This is a genomic window from Photobacterium atrarenae (assembly GCF_024380015.1).
Lineage (GTDB): Bacteria > Pseudomonadota > Gammaproteobacteria > Enterobacterales > Vibrionaceae > Photobacterium > Photobacterium atrarenae.
The window spans coordinates 1,817,863-1,834,348 of record NZ_CP101508.1; the positions used below are offsets into that span (position 1 = coordinate 1,817,863).

Annotated in this window: 17 protein-coding genes and 2 pseudogenes; 2 read left to right on the forward strand and 17 right to left on the reverse strand. The window is 47.1% G+C overall.

Annotated elements, in window-relative coordinates; all coding sequences use genetic code 11:
- Positions 1–11 precede the first annotated feature (11 nt).
- The 6 genes from NNL38_RS08705 to yghU form a co-directional block, all read right to left on the reverse strand.
- Entirely contained in the window at positions 12–593 is a 582-nt protein-coding gene (locus NNL38_RS08705; protein ID WP_255387669.1) for a GNAT family N-acetyltransferase, read from the reverse strand.
- Positions 594–631: 38 nt separating this feature from the next.
- Positions 632–1,039, reverse strand: a complete 408-nt coding sequence (locus NNL38_RS08710) for a GFA family protein (RefSeq protein WP_255387670.1) — start codon at positions 1,037–1,039, stop codon at positions 632–634.
- On the reverse strand, positions 1,039–1,875 hold the full coding sequence (locus tag NNL38_RS08715; protein ID WP_255387671.1) for a class I SAM-dependent methyltransferase: 837 nt from the start codon (positions 1,873–1,875) through the stop codon (positions 1,039–1,041). The genes NNL38_RS08710 and NNL38_RS08715 overlap by 1 nt, the downstream gene beginning before the upstream one ends.
- A 32-nt stretch (positions 1,876–1,907) precedes the next feature.
- Positions 1,908–2,942: an alpha/beta hydrolase family protein gene (locus tag NNL38_RS08720; protein WP_255387672.1), complete on the reverse strand. Its 1,035-nt coding sequence runs from the start codon at positions 2,940–2,942 to the stop codon at positions 1,908–1,910.
- 65 nt (positions 2,943–3,007) lie between these two features.
- Positions 3,008–3,478: a cupin domain-containing protein gene (locus tag NNL38_RS08725; RefSeq protein ID WP_255387673.1), complete on the reverse strand. Its 471-nt coding sequence runs from the start codon at positions 3,476–3,478 to the stop codon at positions 3,008–3,010.
- A gap of 536 nt (positions 3,479–4,014) precedes the next feature.
- A complete protein-coding gene (gene yghU, locus NNL38_RS08730; protein ID WP_255387674.1) occupies positions 4,015–4,872 on the reverse strand; it encodes a glutathione-dependent disulfide-bond oxidoreductase in 858 nt (285 codons plus the stop codon).
- A 372-nt stretch (positions 4,873–5,244) separates the two neighbouring features.
- On the opposite strand from yghU, the gene NNL38_RS08735 reads away from it, so the two are divergent.
- Positions 5,245–6,828, forward strand: a complete 1,584-nt coding sequence (locus NNL38_RS08735; protein WP_255387675.1) for a sensor domain-containing diguanylate cyclase — start codon at positions 5,245–5,247, stop codon at positions 6,826–6,828.
- A 412-nt stretch (positions 6,829–7,240) separates the two neighbouring features.
- Positions 7,241–7,714, forward strand: a complete 474-nt coding sequence (locus NNL38_RS08740; RefSeq protein WP_255387676.1) for a cell division inhibitor SulA — start codon at positions 7,241–7,243, stop codon at positions 7,712–7,714.
- Positions 7,715–7,775: 61 nt separating this feature from the next.
- Here the strand turns inward: NNL38_RS08740 and NNL38_RS08745 are convergent, their stop codons facing one another.
- From NNL38_RS08745 to NNL38_RS08800, 11 genes and pseudogenes are all read right to left on the reverse strand, one after another.
- On the reverse strand, positions 7,776–8,105 hold the full coding sequence (locus NNL38_RS08745; RefSeq protein WP_255387677.1) for a hypothetical protein: 330 nt from the start codon (positions 8,103–8,105) through the stop codon (positions 7,776–7,778).
- Positions 8,106–8,225: 120 nt separating this feature from the next.
- Positions 8,226–8,681: pseudogene (locus NNL38_RS08750) on the reverse strand (PoNe immunity protein domain-containing protein).
- Between the two features lie 97 nt (positions 8,682–8,778).
- Positions 8,779–9,216, reverse strand: a pseudogene (locus tag NNL38_RS08755) (SMI1/KNR4 family protein).
- Positions 9,217–9,352: 136 nt separating this feature from the next.
- Positions 9,353–9,589, reverse strand: coding sequence for an HNH/ENDO VII family nuclease (locus NNL38_RS08760; protein WP_255387678.1), 237 nt, complete (start codon positions 9,587–9,589; stop codon positions 9,353–9,355).
- Positions 9,590–9,994: 405 nt separating this feature from the next.
- Positions 9,995–10,681 (reverse strand): hypothetical protein, encoded by a 687-nt coding sequence (locus NNL38_RS08765; protein ID WP_255387679.1) that lies wholly within the window; start codon positions 10,679–10,681, stop codon positions 9,995–9,997.
- Between the two features lie 12 nt (positions 10,682–10,693).
- On the reverse strand, positions 10,694–12,577 hold the full coding sequence (locus tag NNL38_RS08770) for an RHS repeat domain-containing protein (protein ID WP_255387680.1): 1,884 nt from the start codon (positions 12,575–12,577) through the stop codon (positions 10,694–10,696).
- A gap of 156 nt (positions 12,578–12,733) precedes the next feature.
- A complete protein-coding gene (locus NNL38_RS08775) occupies positions 12,734–13,534 on the reverse strand; it encodes a PoNe immunity protein domain-containing protein (RefSeq protein ID WP_255387681.1) in 801 nt (266 codons plus the stop codon).
- Positions 13,534–14,280 carry a PoNe immunity protein domain-containing protein gene (locus tag NNL38_RS24740; protein WP_304414180.1) on the reverse strand — a complete coding sequence of 249 codons (747 nt, stop codon included), beginning with the start codon at positions 14,278–14,280 and terminating at the stop codon, positions 13,534–13,536. Before NNL38_RS24740 ends, NNL38_RS08775 begins: the two co-directional genes overlap by 1 nt.
- 2 nt (positions 14,281–14,282) lie before the next feature.
- On the reverse strand, positions 14,283–14,861 hold the full coding sequence (locus tag NNL38_RS08790) for a hypothetical protein (RefSeq protein WP_255387682.1): 579 nt from the start codon (positions 14,859–14,861) through the stop codon (positions 14,283–14,285).
- Between the two features lie 500 nt (positions 14,862–15,361).
- Positions 15,362–15,742 (reverse strand): hypothetical protein, encoded by a 381-nt coding sequence (locus NNL38_RS08795; protein ID WP_255387683.1) that lies wholly within the window; start codon positions 15,740–15,742, stop codon positions 15,362–15,364.
- A 382-nt stretch (positions 15,743–16,124) separates the two neighbouring features.
- Positions 16,125–16,475 (reverse strand): hypothetical protein, encoded by a 351-nt coding sequence (locus NNL38_RS08800; protein ID WP_255387684.1) that lies wholly within the window; start codon positions 16,473–16,475, stop codon positions 16,125–16,127.
- Between the last annotated feature and the right edge of the window lie 11 nt (positions 16,476–16,486).

The window sequence follows — 16,486 nt, forward strand, 5'->3', positions numbered from 1 at the left end:
ACTCAGCCCTTTTATTTACAGAGCTTACTTAGCAAGTTGTTTTTTACGGCAGGCCACTCGCTGGCGATAATCGAGTAAACGACCGTATCTCGATACGAGCCATCTTTCATGATCTGGTGATTTCGTAAGATACCATCCTGCCTAGCGCCTAAACGCTCGATTGCTGCCCGGGAAGCCTGATTAAAAAAGTGGGTTCTAAACTCTACAGCGATTCCGGCGCAGGACTCGAAAAGATTGTTCAGCAGCAGGAACTTGGCTTCTGTGTTAATCGGCGTTCTCCGAACGGATGCTGCATACCAGGTGTAACCAATCATCGCTCGTCGATGGGCACTTTCAACATTGTAATAGCGTGTGGTCCCAACAATTTCATCGCTCAGTTTTGCACGAACGGCGTATGCGATATCCCCTGTTTCTGCTTGCCGAATGGCTTGCGCCACATATTGAGGAATTTCATCTTCACGCGGTACATTGGCATACCACAATTTCCAGGATTCGCCATCCTGCACGGCGTGCTGCAGCGGCACAATATGCGCGTCGTTCAGCGGCTCCAGTGTGACGTATTGACCTTCTAAGACTTTATTTTCTATCCACATGACTTCTTTTCCTGAAAAATCAACAAAAACTCGGAAACTTATGGCTGCTCATCATACACAGCCACACCCTCAGGCAAGGTATACCACTCCTGTTTCTGGCTGACCCAGACATGAGCGGTCGGCTGGATCAAACTCGTATCTGATAAATTGGAAGGCTTCAGTTTAATCTTGTCGGGTTCATCCGGGTTGAAATGATAGATACGATTACCACAAGTCGGGCAGAATTTTGCGCCATTGATATTGCCGCTGTCCGCGGTTCGGCTCCACTCTGCAAGTGCTCCCTGAAATTCAATATCCGCCGTATTTACGACCGCAGTAATACTAAACGCACTGGTTGAGAGCTTTTGGCACGCTTTGCAATGACAGGCAACCACCATCAAGGGCGCTGCGTGAAGCTGATAGGTCACACCGCCGCACTGGCATGAACCTTCTACCGGGTATTTCATTATTTCTCCTTATCGAATCGATGTTCGTTGTGCCCCTCATTACCGGCAAACGTCGCAATGACTAAGCCGTGATTGCTGGCGCCGAGCAATGTGGGTTCTGTACATGTTTTTAAATGATGGGCAAGCCAGGCATCATATTGCGCTGGCGTAAATTGATTCACGCCTTCGGCGATGTAGCGACCAATACTATCCGTCGCCAGGTGACTTGAGACATGAAATCCGTTGGATGTCAGTAGCTGCTCCATTTCCTGGGGTGTCGAGAAATACCCGACCCGGAAAAAAGAATCCGCCCTGGGATCGGTTACGAGGCCGTTCTCCAGCAATTGACTCAGCACCTCCGGGCAGATCAACTCAGGAAACTTTTGCGCGAACAACCCGGCCACAAAGAACCTCGAAATATAAGCAATGGCCACGACGCCATCCGGCTTGAGGATTCGTTTGGCCTCTCCAATCACCTGCGCCCTCTCGGCTGGTGATTGCAGATGATAGAGCGGCCCCAGGATCACGCAAAGATCCTGCGACGTATCCGGGATCATCGGCACATCACAAGCATTGCCTTCAAACAATTTGAGCGACACGCCCAGAGAGTCGGCCTTTGCCTGCAATATCGCGACTTGCTCCGGAGCCAGCTCTACCGCCGTGACATCACACCCCATTTGCGCAAATGTCAGCGCATACCGACCAGTCGCAGCACCCAACTCGCACACACTTGCCCCCGCCTTAAGGTACGGGGCCAAAGCGTGCATCGTGGTGTCAAACTCCATGCGCGTAATGTACTGACGAACCAAGCGCGCGTCTTCGTCTGCGCCGGTATACTGAGCAATTAATGCGTCCAATCTTGTCGTCTCCCTGTCTGTTCGGTGTGGATTCATTCGGTGTTTTTCAGGGTTTGTGTCAGGTATTCCACAATCATGGCACTCAACTCTTGGTGGAACGCGTGCCGATCAAACCCCGCCGGATCCTGGGCAACCACCCCGAGTTCTGCTTTGATGGATTCAGGGTACGGCGTAATAAATGCGTAATGGCCGGCATTTTGAATCGTCACCTCAGTGAGCTTCGCTTTGCCGGTATTGTGTGTCTTCCCTGTATAGCCTGCCGCAATCACCGCTGAGTGATAGGGCTCCGTTAACTCTTCATCTTTTTCGGCCCGGATGAGCAGCATCGGGATATCAACCTTCGCAAAAGCATCTGCGGCGTGAAAAGCCAACCCGACCGGCGCCATCAGCACCGCGGCTTTGATGCGCGGGTCTTTGGGATTTTCAATCCGTACCGCCGCGAGCTGGTTGCCCTGAACACTCAGGCAAAACGGGTCTTTCAAGTCCGTCTGTGTTGTACACTGCTCGATGATCTGGCCGGTATCCGCGACAGCCCCGGCAGCCGCTAACGCTGTATAGCCGCCCATGGAATGCCCAATCACCGCAATACTCCCGACATCCAGACTCTTGGACAGCTGCGGGTGCGCCACTAATGCATCAATGGCTGCGCGAAGATGCTTCGGCCGGTTCTGCCAGTTGCGCGTCGTCCCTTCGGCCTGATTATTCTGAAAGTTGTTTCCCGGATGGAGCGGCATGCCGACCACAAACCCTTTTCGGGCCAGGGCAAAGGCGATACTCCGATGCGCCAAATTGCTGCCGCCCGAACCGTGAGAGATAATGACGAACGGAAAATGGCCGGAAGAGATCTCACTTCCGATAGCAAGATCCATGGCAAATGGTCCGAATTGAACCCGGGTTTCGGGCATCTGCGTCGGATACACCACCGGCATCGGGGATTTCTCGCCGGTGTCCCGGGATTCAACCATCACTTTGCGAAATCCGACGTGATAGTCAGCCGCCGCCGCATTCGCGGATAACGACCCCAGAAAGCAAAAAACAAGCAAGACCATCAGCCGCGAATTCATCATATGTCCCTACATTCAAAGCAAAACGTTCATCTAAAAAATCATTCAAAGCGCTATTTCATCAAGTGCTATTTCTGATAAGGCGTGCCATCTTTTCGCGATGCGATCCATTCTCCGTCATCGGTGACGACCCATTTAAAATCATCATCCGGATACACGGCTTCATCGCCGTTCACCCGGCTGCCAACCACGATGAAGGTAGCAATTTCAGAGCTTCGGTTGATCAAGTGATGCCCGTTCTTCTCTCCCGCAGGAAAGCCGACGCACATCCCCGACTGTAATGCCTGCTCACCTTCATCGGTCACCAGCACCAAGGCGCCGGATAGCACATATAAGAACTCATCTGACTCGGTGTGCCAGTGCCGCAAAGCCGACTGGGCACCAGGCTGTAAAATCTCAAGGTTCACCCCAAACTGCGACAGTCCAAACGAATCCCCCAGATTTTTACACTCGGCGCTACCCAGCCGGGTTTTAAAAGGCTCCGGAAACGGATTGTACGTATCGCCTTTAATTTCCAAGGCAATTTTCGCTTTAGGCATGCTTGTTCCTGCTCCATTGAATTGGATGTTGCTGAGGGCAAGTCAATCTGTGCCAGTACAAATGCCCTACAACAGGGATAAGAAAAGAGCCACACGGGCTGAAGGTTAATCTAATGCAGAATTGGTGAAGTTGAGGGGCGGCTCAGCCATGATAAATCCATCCGGCATGGTCATGTCCCACGCTACCGCCCCTGGGTCACGCTCCCACAAACGATGAATGATGCGCACGAAGCACCACATCAATCGATTGAATATCATTTCGTATCATTTTTCAATGAGTTATGCGAAAAACATTAACACTTGGGAAATAAAATCGTCATCAATGGGTTACAGCTGGGTGGCCGGAAAAATACAGTAGACGCGATTATGCGGGTTACAGACGCCGCCCGGTAGCCGGGCAATCTCTGAAACCGGCAGGGCTACGGACGTTCACTGGTATTCCTACAATGCAATCTGAAGCACATTTCTAAAAAAAGCGCTGTGACTGAGGCAGTCACAGCGCATCACAACCTGAATCACAAAGACATACGTCTCGGTTATGGCCGATTTTTCAGCACGGCATCAATGTCTGCAGCAGTATGGCGCTCAGCAAGCATTTCCCAGTCCTCACCCCAGGTCCGATTAACAATTCTCCCCCGCTGAACCGCCGGGCGTTGCTCAATGGCTTTCGCCCAGCGCATCACATTTTGGTAACGTTCAACATCAAGAAACTCAGCGGCATCGTATGCCTTACCCAGCACCAGGTTGCCATACCATGGCCAAATCGCGATGTCCGCAATCGTGTATTCCTCGCCGGCAATGAACGAATGACGGGCCAATTGCTTATCCAGAACATCCAGTTGACGCTTCGCTTCCATCGCGAAACGATTAATCGGGTATTCAAACTTTTCCGGAGCATAGGCATAAAAATGTCCAAATCCACCGCCCAGGTACGGTGCAGAGCCCTGAAGCCAGAACAACCAGTTCATCACCTCGGTCCGGGCCGCCAGCTCTTTCGGCAGAAAACGGTCGAATTTTTCCGCCAGGTACAAAAGAATGGCGCCGGACTCAAACACATTCACAGGTGCAGTGCCGGATTGATCAACCAGTGCAGGGATTTTCGAGTTCGGGTTGACCGCAACAAAACCGGACGAGAATTGCTCTCCTTCACCAATCTGAATCAAGTGGGCATCATATTCAGCCTCAGCGACGCCATCAGCCAAAAGCTCTTCAAGCATGATCGTGACTTTCTGCCCGTTCGGTGTCGCCAGAGAATACAACTGCAACGGATGCGAGCCGACAGGCAACGCCTGATCGTATCGAGCACCGGCTTCAGGCCGGTTTATACTTGCCCACTCCCCGCCGTTTTCTGTATCCATCGTCCACACTTTGGGTACTACATATTCATTTGACATATTCTCTCCTAGCCGAACAGGCCCCATCAGTCCATGTAAATCTTGTCACCACTATAGACATACTTGAACGATCGCTCAAGTAATATTGGATACCAGTTCAAGTCCAGCACAACTATTTTGACCACGTTGCATATGCCGCATGATAGCTGTGTCACACCATATCGTCATAAAGTTGACGCATTTACGTCAACAACCCCGCATAAACCACAAACTATGCAACACCCTTTGCCTTAAGCTCCTGTTAACCCTATTATTCTCCCCCAACCGAGAAGAGCCAGAGATCGAGTTGAAGATCGAAGGCTCACCTCAGAAATAACAACAATAAATGAATCATGCCGAAAATTGCCCTTCATGCCCCTGGAGATGCTTCCCTTGAGCACAAAAAGAACAAGACCACCTTACTTCCTGCAACGACTAAACTTGCGCCTGCTGATCCTTTCGCTGGCAATGCTCAGCGTCATCATCACACTGGGTAACAGTTTCAATGCCACCTACCAGGTGCAGCGCGATTTATTGATCAGCAATACCTTGGAAGCTAACCGGGCTTATTCCGCCAAACTGGCCAAAGATACCGACAACTTTTTTGCCGTCGCCCAAAGCCAGCTTCAATATAGTGCTGAGTTGATCGCTTCGCGTATGGATGATGAAACATTTCTGCAAACAGAAGCGACACGACTACATAAACAAAATGCGCTTTTCGACTCCGTATTTATTGTAAACGTCAATGCTAACATTGTTGCAGCATCGCCCAGCGTTCTGAATTTGAAAGGAAGACAACTCTCGGTCCCCGACGCAATCGCTGCATTCCATGCCAAAAAGCCTGTCATCTCGAACCCATTTACCTCACCGGCGGGCAACTACCTCGTCAGTATTTCCCACCCAATTTTTACGCCCGATGGTCACTATCAGGGCTACGTCGCCGGCACTATTTACCTTCAGGAAAACGGCATTCTTGGTAACTTACTGGGACAGCACTACTACCAGGACGGCACCTATGTCTATGTGGTCGATCCAAGCGGCACACTGCTCTACCACCAGGATCCCAGCCGAATTGGAGAAAAGGTCATCATCAGTGGTTTCCTTGAGGCCGTTATCAAGCAGCAAAGCGGACAGGCTGAATTAACCAACTCCCGTGGCATCGACATGCTGGCCGGATATGCCCCAATCGCCCGCACCGGCTGGGGCGTGGTGGCGCAAAGACCCAAAGCCGTCACCCTGACCAAACTTGAGGAACAAATTCAGGTCTTCTCAGTCAAGACCCTCCCCTTAACCCTAATCACGTTAGTTTTCATCTGGATATCAGCCTTTTTGATTGCCAGACCACTCAAGGAACTTGCGAACAACGCCCGAATTTTGGATCAAAAACAGGCACAGGAGCGAATTCAGTCTATTCGTTCCTGGTATTTTGAATCAGCTCTGCTCAAGAGCGCCATTCTCAAGGGCATGAGCCTACTCAACGAAAAGATCTCACGGCTGCAAACGGACAGCCATACCGATCCGATGACTGGCTTATATAACCGAAGAGGCATGCAAAAGGTTCTGGATTACTATCAAAATTCACAGCAAAATTTTGCCGTGATCTCTCTCGATATCGATCACTTCAAGCAGATCAATGACCATTACGGTCATGATGTCGGTGATCAAGTGATCAAATCCCTGGCGGCATTAATGCGCAACAGTTCCCGAAAAGATGATGCGCTATGTCGCTGCGGCGGGGAGGAATTCCTCATTTTCCTGCCAGATACGGAACTGGATATCGCCGAACGCATTGCCGAACGCTTACGCCAAAAAGTGGCTCAATATAAAATGACGAATCTTTTCTATATCACGATTTCATTGGGGGTCGTTCAGTGCCAAATCGACACCATATCGCCGAAAGATGCCCTGAAGATGGCGGATAATGCTCTCTATCAAGCCAAACGAAACGGGAGAAACCAAGTGGTGAAAGCTGCTTGATTGCCGCTATATCTTACAGAACGAAGCAGCGTCTCGGGCTGCTTCATTCAGTCAAATGCCGTCTAAGTTTCCCCTGAAGCCAGTCACCCATTCTCATCACACAGCGGTTCACCACTGTTCAGTACTGTATATCCCCGTATAAACCCACCCACCCGCAACGTGAATTTCGTCAAAGTTTGAGTGTTCAAAGCAAAAAATTTCAGCGCCATCCCGAGATAGAAACATGAACAGAAAATCACATGAAAATATTTAAGATCAAAAACTTAAATTCATTTCGAACTGATCCCAACCCAACTTAAACGCTTCAAGTTTCAGGAGACTTCATCACAAAAAAGCTTGCAACCCTGCCTGAATAAAACTACTGTATACACATACAGCATGTACATATAACCACTGGTAAGGATGACAAACAATGACAACGCATTTCGATAACTCGCAATCAGTCACTGCATCTCAGCTCTACAAATCGACTTGTGCAGCTTATAGTCACTCGCCGTCAGCCGTCCAACCAGTAAACTGCCCGATTGAAGTCTGTTTTTCAGACGAAGCACAAGCCCAGCTGGCCTACTTTTTACGACTACTCAAGCAAGCCAGCCAACAAAGCCGCTGGATCATGTTTATTGGCGAGGAAGCAATGATCGACAAGCAATTACTAAAAGGGGCCGGGATTGATATCAACAAAGTACTACTGCTCAAGAACAAGAAAGGGCTTTCCGACGAAGTCTTAATGGAGAAAGCACTGAGTTGTGGGAACTGTAGTGCCGTGATTGCCACTGGTAATATCGCAACCTTCCAGCGCGATGATATACGCTACGCCGCGGAAACAGGGGCAAGCTATGCCTTTGTAATTAATCGAGAATTTAAAAACAAAGTTACCCTGCACTGACATGATAAGGAGAGTACATGCTGGGTTGAGCGGACATTCTATTTTGGCGATTTACGGTAATTTAGCACTGGTGCTGACATTTACCGCCCGTCTTGACATTCACCAGCTGGTTTAGACCGTTGAACTGACGCTGCTCGTACCCTGCGTCACTCTGTACGCGATCCTGGTTTCCGTATTTGTCATACCGGTAAAGGTGGGTCTCCGTGCGCAGCAGACGGTCATCTTCAACCTCCACGCTATCATCCGCCGGGTTCCCAAACCCGTCAAAACGCGGGGACTGCTCACCTGCCGGGGTTTTGGCAAAAACCAGTTTGTTGGCGTGCTTTAAACGCCCCAGCTCGTCATAAGTAAAGTAGTTGCTGAAGGTCAATTGGCCGCACGAGCTCCACATCTCAGCCCGCTTCCGTCGGGTTAGGTGACCAACTTTTTATATTTGCGCAAAACGATAAGTACCGAAAAAGGCAAGATGGCGCTGCCTTTTCCGGTTGATAGACTGATATGACTGAGACGGCTAACCGGCGTTTAAAGCCAAGTCTTTTGGGTAGTGAGGATGAGTCTTCAATAACTTGTCATCTACATTCAGCAGGTTCGCCACCAACAGGGCCTCAAAGCACCAGTAACCTGTGTAATAGTCGGTGTAGACAAATTAGCAGTCACACAGATGACTTTCATACCAGTCGGTATCCGCATTATTGGCATACCAGCTTTCTAAAAATGTCCGAACAAGCGCCGGTCGTTGCTCCGGCGCTGCATCAAAGGCATCGTAGAGGGGCTGGTAACGCTCAGGATACAACAACCCTGCCCCGGATTCACGGCGACTATCGCCCAGGGATATCGCGACCCGGTCAAGTAAGGCGTCTCGGCCTAAGTTATTGATGAGGTCCAGTGCCGCTTCGATGTGGGAGCTGTCCACCTGGTACGCGACTAGGAGCGCTAACCACCATAGCGCATAAATGTAACGGTTCACATTGTCTAAGCCGTCAGCCTTCGCCTGCAGACCAAATTGTTCATCCTCGAAAAGTGGACCTCCTCATGCATCTTACTATTTATAAACACACGTTAAACTAGTTCATAATATCAATATACTCTTCAACATCGTCGATTATAAACTCAATAAATCCAATATTTAAACTCTGACCAATAGATCTGTCGATATTATTCCACGATACTACATTGCATTCACCGTCAGCCAAAGAGTCAGTATCCAAGCAATAATATACTTCATCATTATCATTTTGAAACACAACAAGATTATTAGGCAATCCGACTTATTCTCTTTTCCTTAGAGTAAACCAAACAAAATTAGGAATCCCCGCATGGTTAAAATCTGAAGTATTAGTCAGACCATAATATTCAATTGAACCAAAGGATAAATTACCCCATTTTCCCAAAAAATATTTAAAACTTTCAGGCAACCTTAAATTTAATGTCCTTTCTGCAAAAAATATTTCATCATCACCATGATGTGTCCCAGTGGTTAGATCTTCAACACCATGTAACATTTCCTCAACATATTTCAAAGAGTATTTTTTCTCATAATTAAAAATCCTTTGCTCTTTCCTTCCAGTAGTTTGAACTCCACTTAACAACGTTCTTTTCTGCTGGTGTTTTCAGGGCCTTACCAGATTTAGTTAGAGGCTATGTCGACTTCTTTCCATCATGAGCTCTGAAACTATAATTATTTCGTCGTTCCCATTTACCATCAACTTTTTCAAATTGTGGTATATGAAGAGTTTTCGTCTGCTTTGAATGAAAATAACCTCCAACTTCAGCTATTGTACCAGGCTCTTTTTGAATTAAGTGGTGCAAATTAACAGGCTCATCGCCATGCCCGATTGGCGCCCTTCCTTTTTCCATTCGTTCAATATTAGTCATACCATTCCCATCAACTCTGAAAGGATCGAATAAACCATCTCTCTAATGCACTCTCCGACCTTCAAACTGGATATTTCTTGACCATATATTTGCAGTAGTTCTACTACCTTCGGAACGTACCACATTCTTAGCTTGTGTAGAAAGAACATTAGTAGTGATGTAATGGACGCCCCTCCTCGGCGTCAATGCGCCAGAATTAAGTTGCTAACGCTTAGTTCAACGTAAAGAAGCATCCGTCATGGATATTAAATCTGTAAGTATCGATTTAGCCAAGAATATTTTTCAGGTTTGTGTCTGGAAACAAGACGGCACTGTTGCCTGATGATGTAGCTCCGATAGTGAAGGAGCTATATCAGGTCATCGTGGTTATCCGAATGTGGGGGAAAATAGCTGCTTACATTTAATTTAAAGGTTACTGGCCAACCAACAAGTAATTAAATCTTTGAATGCATCCTTTTCAGGCACATGATGGGATAATAATTCTAGTATATCCACAACATCAGGTTTACTAATTACAGCACTGTTTAATTGACACCAAGCGTCCTCGTACTGCTCAGTAGATATTAACCTCTTAATTTCATTAACCCCTGATGTTTTCATTAACCACTCTGGCACACCGAATTCATCCCCTTTTTCAATAATTGGGGGTAAATCATCTTCAAAAACATTCAACGCAGCCAAGTCCGATACATCCTCACAGTCAGCAAAAATACTTTCCACTTCATCAGCATCGCAAAAACCAATTGACTCAGCAAAACGACCAACTTCATCAGGGTTTGGAACATTACATAAAAAATCAAAAACCATCCACGCTTTTAACTGATCAAAATTTCGTGCTATTTCAACAAAAGAAAACTCATCTGCATAAAATTGAACAAAAGTATCTTGCCGATTACCAAACCAATTTTTAGTAATACCAATATAACCAGGCCAACTCGCATTACTCCACAACGGTATCAATACAGGAGGAAACCCAAAGCTTAAGTCTGATGGTGCCTGTACCGTATAACTCGGTACATCAACCAATCCTTTTGCAATGTTTACCAATTCCTGTGAATATCCATATTTAGATAGAAACTGTATATAATCCATGTGCACTCCTTATTAATCAAAAAATCCAGGCGGCAATGGGAAAAAGCTTGAATCAAATTTCAATTCGCTTGAGGTGAGAATTGGGCCATTGTAATCAATCCCATTGCTTGGCCCTAAGTTCAAGTGCATGCTGTTGTGCTGAATTTTACTATTAGTAGGGAACAGATTTCGGGGATCAAAAACCTGATCCGAAAACGTCGATTTGTTGAAATTCCAGTGATGGATATCACCCGTCGGAATTTCAATCCCTTCTTTATCAGCTCCACGACGAAAGTAACCCTGAACAGTACTAAATGCATTACTCAACTCTTTTCCAGTTGGAGTTCCTCCTTGCTCAATTATCTTCAAGTACTTCTGATAAGCATTTTGCCTACCACCCCATGAAGACGCATTCTGCAAAGATTCTGTCCATAAAGAGTGGAGTTTTGGATCACTAGCTATGGAGCTAACGCCAAAGTCATCAGGTATAAACCGTCCTTCAGACATTCGCGAAATTGCAGCTGCTTCACTGTTCAGCCCCCTACCGCTAGCTACTCCATCGGCGAACTCTACCACATTCCCCGACTCAGTCAAAACATCATCAACGCCTTTCGTAACATCAGAGAGCTCGGGTTTAGCATCAACAACTCTTTCAATCTTAAACGGAAGCCCATTCGAATGAAACTGCCCCGGCGGTGCCTTATTGGGGACGACTTTCAACCCTTTGGCTGATTTCAGCACTGAACTACCACCGACCAATGTTGCGGCGATCTCTACCGATTTATGCGTCAACGTTGCGGCTAATGGCGACCCTGTCGCATCAAGCACACTATCCCCTGCCGCACTCATCGTTTGCTCATATGCATTAACGTATTCAGCTAAATCCTCGGTAATCATTTGAGCACCAGTAGAGCCCGGTATATAGCTATAGTTGGCTTGAATTTTCTCAATTAATGCAGCAGAACTCGAAAGGTCGCCCCCAAGGGCTAAATCAACAATACCGGCTAGGCCAGCAAAAGAGCTGACAGCCGTATTTACAGCACCAGCCAAAAGCACTTCTGCAGTTCCCACTGCATAATTTCCAGTCACTTCTGGCAAGGACATTGACTTACCGAGAGTTTCCCCCTCCTTACAACTCAGCCCCAGCGGATCAACATACTGGATGGGGTTCGGGGCGTACTGGTACGGATTGATGCCGCCCAGCAGGCCGATGGGGTCCTGGTGGATGAAGCGCCCTGCATCCGGGTCGTAGTAGCGAAAACGGTTGTAGTGCAGCCCGGTTTCCGGATCATGATACTGGCCCTGGAAGCGGTGGGGATTCGGAATGTCATCAATGATGACATTTGCATCACCGTTCACCTGATATTCCGCCTGCCACACCACCCGACCTTGCGGGTCGGTTAAGCTCAGCGGGGTACCCAAATGATCCAGGTGGTAGCTGTACACCTGCCCTTGGCGGCACATCGCAATCAGATTGAACGTCCCCGGCTCATAGAGGTACCAGGTAAAATCGCCATTGCGGTACTCTCCGATCAGTTGATTGCCATCCCACAGAAAGTCGGTTCGGCCCTCCTCGCTGATCTTGGCGCTGCGGCGTCCCAGCGCGTCATACAGAAACTGGCAGTATTTACCACCTGTCTTGACACTCACCAGCTGGTTTAGACCGTTGAACTGACGCTGCTCGTAGCCTGCATCACTCTGTACGCGATCCTGGTTCCCGTATTTGTCATACCGGTAAAGGTGGGTCTCCGTGCGCAGCAGACGGTCATCTTCAACCTCCACGCTATCATCTGCCGGGTTCCCAAACCCGTCAAAACGCGGGAACAGCTCACCTGCCGGGGTTTTGGCAAAAACCAGTTTGTTGGCGTGCTTTAAACGCCCCAGCTCGTCATAAGTAAAGTAGTTGCTGAAGGTCAATTGGCCGCACGAGCTCCACGTCTCAGCCCGCTTCTGGCGGATTGGATGGTCGGCTTTTTATGACAATATCCGATTCATTTGTGCAAAACGATAAGTACCGAAAAAGGCAAGATGACGCTGCCTTTTCCGGTTGATAGACTGATATGACTGAGACGGCTAACCGGCGCTTAAAGCCAAATCTTTTGGATAGTGAGGATGAGTCTTCAACAACTTGTCATCTATATTCAGCAGGTTCGCCACCAACAGGGCCTCAAAGCACCAGTAACCTGTGTAATAGTCGGTGTAGACAAATTCGCAGTCACACAAATGACTTTCATACCAGTCGGTATCCGCATTATTGGCATACCAGCTTTCTAAAAATGTCCGAACAAGCGCCGGTCGTTGCTCCGGCGCTGCATCAAAGGCATCGTAGAGGGGCTGGTAACGCTCAGGATACAACAACCCTGCCCCGGATTCACGGCGACTATCGCCCAGGGATATCGCGACCCGATCAAGTAAGGCGTCCCGGCCTGAGTTATTGATGAGGTCCAGCGCCGCTGCGATGTGGGAGCTGTCTACCTGACACGCGACTAAGAGCGACAGCCACCATAGCGCATAAATGTAACGGTTCACATTGTCTGAGCCGTCAGCCTTCGCCTGCAGACCAAATTGTTCAAACGGACGGCGGTAAACCTGATGTTCATCCGGCAATGCGTCGGCTTTATCCTTTAACTGACGGCGCAGTAGCAAGATGCTTTCGACGACAGGCTTTAACTGTGCTCTGGTAGCCCCGGCTGAGTAATGAGCGACTGCACGCATGATGGCCAGCTGGTATAGCTGCTGCGCTGCATCCACCTGCTCCGCCGGCAAGGGAAATTCATCCTCGTCCAACGCCTGCTGCGTTTCCTCAATGGCTTCGTCCAGATCCGTTAATAATTCAGAAAAATAGTCATGTGGACGTCTTGTATCGCGCAACATTACGACTCCTTGTAATGCACTAAATCGACAGGATAGTATGGGTGATCACTGAAACTGCTGTCGTCAATGTCATAGAGTTTCACCACTAATGCCGCTTCCCAGCACCAATAGCCATCGTAAGCATCAGTATCCATCAAATGGTAGTCCGGACGACCAATCAGATCATACCAGGCATCGAGGTAGGCCTTCATCAGCTCTGGTCGCTGTGCCGGCTCAGCATCAATCACTTGGTACAATGGCTTGAAACGCTTAGGATATAGCAGTTTGCTGCCTATCGGGCGCTCTGTATCGCCAAGCTTGACCGCAATGCTGTCAAACAAGATATCCAGTCCCTTGTTCCCTGTTAGGTCCAGCATTTTCCGATAGTAGGTATCCCCCATTCCCACACAATAAGCAAACGCGAACCACTTAAAAAAACGGCCCATATAATCTTGACGCAATTCTTCCCAACCTACTCGGTCTGACTGTTCACTTTCCGGCAGGGTATCAGCATAATTTTTCTGCCACTCACGATATTCTAAAGCCCGAGGTAGATGCTGCTCAAGCGTTTGAATCGCGTCACCGCGGGAATAACGAATGTGCATCATATCAAGCAAGTATGTGACCATCCTAAACGCAACCGCTAGACGATTATATGGCTTTAACTTAGTGTTTGATTGCAAAGTGGCGATATCTTCCTCGACACATTCCATCGTAAACTCAAAAATCTCATCAAAGTACTCCTTCGTCTTTAACGCTACTCTCATTGTCATAATCCTAGTTCACTCTCTAAATCTAACGCTTTACTGGCAATATTCGCACGTTTATCTAACCGTTTCACAACCAACGCACCATCCGGTTTGTTGCGAATCAGGTATTTTTCGACACTCCCATCTGCGAAATCTAACCCATCCCTAATTTTACGGATTTCTTTTCGACTCAAACCAGCCTCCTGTAATCTCTCATGTGTTAACCAGTCATTGCTCATCTGCTTGCCATCTTTGGTTTTACCCAAACGCGCTTTATTATATTTCGCCTCAGTGATGACAAAATCCGGCGGCGGATTCGGGTGACGGTAAATCCCGTCAATACCATTAGACCCGGGCTTATAAACACCATCAGTCTTACCTAGTGGTGTAAACCCATTCTCCATCATCAATGCATGGGCATTATATTCGCCGACAGCGGCTTTTTTATGGTTCAACGCATTGAACTCAGGAAAGTCATCCAGCGTCTTACGGTCAGCAACATCTGTTCTTCTAATAGCATCCGTAACATCAGGTTTTAAATCAACATTTGAGAAAGCTTTCTTACCCGGAGCCAGGGATGAAACGTATCCCCCAACCAAATACCCAGCCTGCTTAAAGTTATCATCATTCCAATACTGAGAAAACTGGTTATAGTCGCTCTCTAAGCTGTTGAAAAGTCGGTTTGTTTTATCACTTATCCTTGCTCGGGAGCCTGTACTGAAGGAGGTGCCCAGCCAGTAGTCTGCGGGCTCAAGTAGCCCATAGTCAACCGGGTAAAATATCGTATCCGCAGCCAGATAGAGTGTGTCGTAATGACCTGGTGTCGACTAACCGTTGCCGCTGACAAATCGAGTAACTGTTCAAAATGCTGGGGTCTGAAATGAACCCGAGGCGATTTGTATATGATACCCGGCGGCCAGAACTGAATAGACACAGAACTATGAACACCCTCATATCAGGTTATCTGATTGATCATTATAACAAGATCAGGCTGAACCATTACAATGATGGATTGACTCCGAATAATCCAGCGAAGATTCTGGCTTACTTATCAAATTATTATGTCTTCAGAAATAGCATCATTTGGAACAGCTGAACATTAGTCAGATTTTAACAACAAAGTTCTAACTTCATTTTCAAAATCATACTCAACGTATTCTTCTACTAGAAACTCCACCAAATCAGCAACACTTTTACCCACTACTTTGTACTCGTCGATATCTTCAACATAATAATGAATAAATACCGGTTCTGATTTTTCATCAAGATAAAAACCAGTGATTGACGTGTCCGATTCCCACAACGGGACCACATCAAGTTCCACTGGATAAAAATTCTCCGGCTCCAAGGAATATTTGAGTTTTAAACATCTAAAATCAAGCTCATCATGCACTGATTCTCCCGCAGCGAGCTTCTTTAAAGATTCATTAAAATTCAAATTATCAATCAACTTTTTCCTTTTATCGCCTAAAATGATCATAATTTAGTCACTCTTAAAATAATTATCCGGCAACACACTTTGCGGAGATTCTTCCATAATATTTATCGGATTTATTGGACTTTTTGTAGGATGCGGCCCAACAGTCGCAGCTCTATGTGTCTCCATATGCCAGGGCGACCGCATGAGTTGATTTTTTGTTTCAATAATGACTGTTAAATGTTGCGCCCATACGGATAACGGTATGTTTCAATTAGTCATTGTTGGTAGGAGTGTTCAATAATTGAACGATCAGTTGATTGATGACAAACACGACAAGTTATCACTATGTTGCTATTAACAATATACTAACTCATGCGTTCGCCCTGTATCACTATCTCCTGTGGGAAGAGCACGGCCATATAAAAGTGTAGCACTATTATATTCAACTATTTAGCTGACGTTCAAACTCATCATCTGAAGCAACTAGAATATTTTCAAGTGTTTTTAGGTTAATTCGTGACTCATTAAGCAAACTAGAAGTTTCGAAGTTTTGACCTGATGGTAGCTCATAGATATCTATAGAAACTCCCCCCCTTTTAAACAGAGCAATTAGATTCCGCAATAAATCAGCTTTCTCATCATATTTTCCATCGAACAACTCCATTTCAATTACTGGTTTACCTTTCTTAATTACCTCTAAGGTTTGGGACAAAGAACCCCCTATTAATTTGTGCAGATCTCGAAGCACTCCTACATCACATTTTTCCCTGAAGACTATAACTATACTAGACATCTAAAACTCCT